Source organism: Planktothrix sp. FACHB-1355 (genome assembly GCF_014748295.1).
Classification (GTDB): Bacteria; Cyanobacteriota; Cyanobacteriia; order Cyanobacteriales; family Aerosakkonemataceae; genus Aerosakkonema; species Aerosakkonema funiforme_A.
This window is the reverse complement of record NZ_JACJUP010000731.1, coordinates 1-3,579: the sequence shown is the minus strand read 5'-3', so window position 1 is coordinate 3,579 and position 3,579 is coordinate 1. Positions and strand designations below refer to the sequence as shown.

Below are 3,579 nucleotides of genomic sequence, written 5' to 3'. Positions count from 1 at the left end.
ACAAAGCAGCAAAGCTTCCCGCCTTGACAGATTCAATCCGTTCTGCTTGTAAGCCGTCCAATGTAAAACCTCATCACTTCCAAGTATGATAAGACTTGGTGTCATTTTGTCACATTCGATTTAACACAAGGCTATGGATATTCTCTCTCTAGGTTGGGTTGCCCTATTGGTTCTGTTTACCTACTCTATCTCGATGGTAGTTTGGGGCCGTAACGGCTTCTAGAAAAGTGGAAACAACAGCTCTTAACGTTCTGGCTTTAGTTGCCTTTGTGCTGCTAGTGGCAGTCTCAGGGGGAGTTTTGTACCTGACGGTGATGGAGTGGCGCGATCGCCGCCGTCAAGACAGCGATAAGCGCTCTACTCGTCGTCGCTAAGTCCTGTTTAGGGGTTAGGGTATAGGGGATAGGGGTTAGGGGAAAGAGGAAAGAGGAGCAATTTTGACTTTTGACTTTTGACTTTTGACTTCCCCATTCCCTAGCCTCTATCCCCAAGTCCCTTTTCCAAAGGCATTTGGGCGAAATGCTCTAATAGCAATCGGTGGATAAAAATATATCCACCGCCAACCTTTTGCAAAAAAATGCGCTCGGTTGCCCAGTCTAAAAAACGAGCGTAATTCCAAGGAATATATCCATTGCAGTAGAGGATGAACCGCAACATAAAATGCTTAACGCAGGCTTCTCCTCCTCCTGCTATGATGCCAAAACACAATCCGAAACTTCCCCAAAAAAAGAACGACCAATGTAATAGATTAGCCGCAATTCCCAAGACTAAAAATCCCAGCAACCCGAAGACGATCGCATTTTTTAGAGATTGTCTGATGCCTTGATTGGGTATTGTTATTCTCTCATCGATCGAGGGAGAAGTCAAGGCGCGAACCAATCCGTAAATCAGCCCCATATTCATGCCGAATACCATACCGCGAACTAATGAATGAAGTTGGCCATTGTTTAAATGCAGCGCCACAACTTGCCAGCGTTCTGGATTGAATATAAGCTCATAGGGTATTTTGAGTATAAATCCGGAGACTAAACCCAAAATTATGCCGCGAACAATAGTTTTTATCGCGTTTTTCCATGACCATTTCAAATTTTCCACTGGCGTGATGCGATCGATACCAAAAATTAACACAAAAATTACCGAAACTAAAATCAGCCAGAAGATTACTCGCTTAATTGGCAATAGCAACTGACCGATTGTCAGCCCTAAAATCACAAAAAGTATCAATAATCCGCCTAAATAAATTTGCTTTTGCAATTTGGTTTTTAACCATTTTGTTTGCATTCGCTCTATTAAAAATACTGTTTGCGATTCCTCTGACATTCTTTGCGCTAACCAAGTTAACCACTGCATCGCTTGGGCTTGGGAATATTGACGATCGTTGTGGCGACGAGCGAACATTCTGATGATATAATTATCGAACAAATGTTGGCGGCGTTCTTCCAAATTCATGCTGGGTAATTCGGTGATTGACATTCCCCGATAAGCGAGGGTGATAATGTTCAACATTAAAGGCGATCGCGCTAATTCTTGCAACTTCGTATCCGCTGCAAGTGCCGTATTTACTGCTGTTAAATCTTCACCCGCAGCAGCTAAATATTGATGGATTTGTGCCAGAGTCAGGGGTTGAATGAAAATGGCACCCTGACAGCGCAGGCGATAGGAAAGTGCTTCGTAATCTTGGATGCGAGAGCAAACTACGATTTCTGTTTGTCCGTGTGATTGCATAAATTCATTAATTGCTTGGACGCACAAATCGCGGCGATCGCTACTTACTTCATCCAAACCATCCAACATTAGCATTAACTGCCGATCTTTCACCCAAGCTTTACCGATTGGTTGGGAAACTTGATATTTTATATTCATTTCCCGCACTAACCAATTGGCGAAGGAAGCTACACAGTTTCCCTTTGTTAAACCTTGCTTTTCTTGCGACCAAGATGATAAATTAAATAAGACGGGAATGGGATGATCGAGATCTTGTTCGGCACGATTAATTAAATCGCGAGCGAGTTCCAAAAGTGTGGTTGTTTTGCCGCTACCCGGTTCGCCTAAAATGAGGAGCGATCGACCTTCTCCCAATTGGTCAAATTGCTGGATAACTTTGCTTTTTGGTGGTAAAATTTGCCTGGTTTGTGACGGCGTTTCCCATAGCATACCCCAAGGGCGATCGACTGCATCAAGGCGTTTTTCCAAACCCAATTCAATCAGCGCTTTACCGTGCAGCGAACTTTCCAGAACGCCTTTTATCCAGTAATTTTTGACTTTGTTGAGTAAAATCTGACGATTGCGATGTTCTTGTCGGCTATAGGTTACTTTGGGTGTGGATGTCTTGGGAACTGTACCGGGAAGTGTAACTGTTTCTGCCTCGGATTGACTGTATACTTTTGCCTGCAATGGTGGTAGAATAGGTGCAGGCTGAGTAGTTTGTGATTGGGGTAGCAGGCGATCGACAGGATGCAAAGCCAAGAGCATTTCTCTCGCAGTGGGATAGCGCTCTTGAGGATGCGATCGCACCGCTCGCTCTAACACTTCTGCTAAACTGGAACTAATCTGTCGATCGCTGTCATTAAAAATAGTTTCACCTGTTTTAAGATTTGTCTTTAAATCTTGGGGACGCTTACCAATCAACAAATAAATAGCAGTCATCCCCAAACTGTAGATATCGCTACCGTAGACAGGTTTACCCGCTGCTTGCTCAGGTGGCATATAACCGATTGTACCGACTGCAATAGAGCTAGTAACTTCCCCTAAAGAATCCAACCCAGCACACATCGTTTCTTTCGCAATCCCGAAATCAATTAAAACTGGTTTGCCATCCTTTTGTCGCAGAATGATATTGGCAGGTTTGAGATCGCGATGGATGATACCTCTGTTGTGAATATAATCGATAACTGGTAAAATATTTAATAGGATTTCCTTCACGACACTTTCGCTCAGCACTCCTTCCTCTTTGATCTTTTGATTGAGGGGAACTCCTTCAATCCACTCCTGAACTAAATAAAATTCTCCTGCTTCCGCAAAGTAAGCGTACAACTTAGGAATTTGCTCGTGTCCCTCCCCCAGTTGCTCCAAAATAGCCGCTTCCCGCTGAAATCGCTCCTTCACCAGTTCGTAAACCTGGGGGTTGTTGGCGACGGGTTTGAGCTGCTTGATTACACAAAGACGACGGGAAGGCATATGGGAGTCTTCCGCCAGAAAGGTTTCGCCAAAACCACCTTTTCCTAGCGCCCGAATAATACGGTAGCGGTTGTTCAGAAGCGCTGATGTCATCTAATTTCAAAGTACCAACTTATTTGCACGATCTACTGCTTCCAGTTTAATAATAATTTGCTTACACCCCGATTGCTGTCAGCAGTTTTGTTAATATAGTTATTTTGGACTTAATTATAGCAAATTGAAAATAATTAAATTTTGATTAGATATGTAAATATCTTCCGATATACTAGAGCAAAATAAATATCAAGACTAACTAAAAAAGCTTTTTATGTAAGCTGGCAAGGGAAATTTTGATGAAAAGTCCATTGGAATTTTTGGAGTCAACTCGCGATCGCATCCAGCAAAAGCTAGAAGCCAAATTCG

Annotated in this window: 3 protein-coding genes; 2 read left to right on the top strand and 1 reads right to left on the bottom strand. The window is 43.1% G+C overall.

The features are described from left to right. Positions 1-133 precede the first annotated feature (133 nt). Both petN and H6S82_RS23900 read left to right on the top strand, forming a co-directional pair. Positions 134-223, top strand: coding sequence for a cytochrome b6-f complex subunit PetN (gene petN / locus H6S82_RS23905; protein ID WP_190475473.1), 90 nt, complete (start codon positions 134-136; stop codon positions 221-223). 4 nt (positions 224-227) lie between these two features. Beyond that, positions 228-374 (top strand): hypothetical protein, encoded by a 147-nt coding sequence (locus H6S82_RS23900; RefSeq protein WP_190475475.1) that lies wholly within the window; start codon positions 228-230, stop codon positions 372-374. A gap of 100 nt (positions 375-474) precedes the next feature. Here H6S82_RS23900 and H6S82_RS23895 read toward each other — a convergent pair whose 3' ends face one another. After that, positions 475-3,270 (bottom strand): protein kinase, encoded by a 2,796-nt coding sequence (locus H6S82_RS23895; protein ID WP_190475478.1) that lies wholly within the window; start codon positions 3,268-3,270, stop codon positions 475-477. Positions 3,271-3,579: the final 309 nt, after the last annotated feature.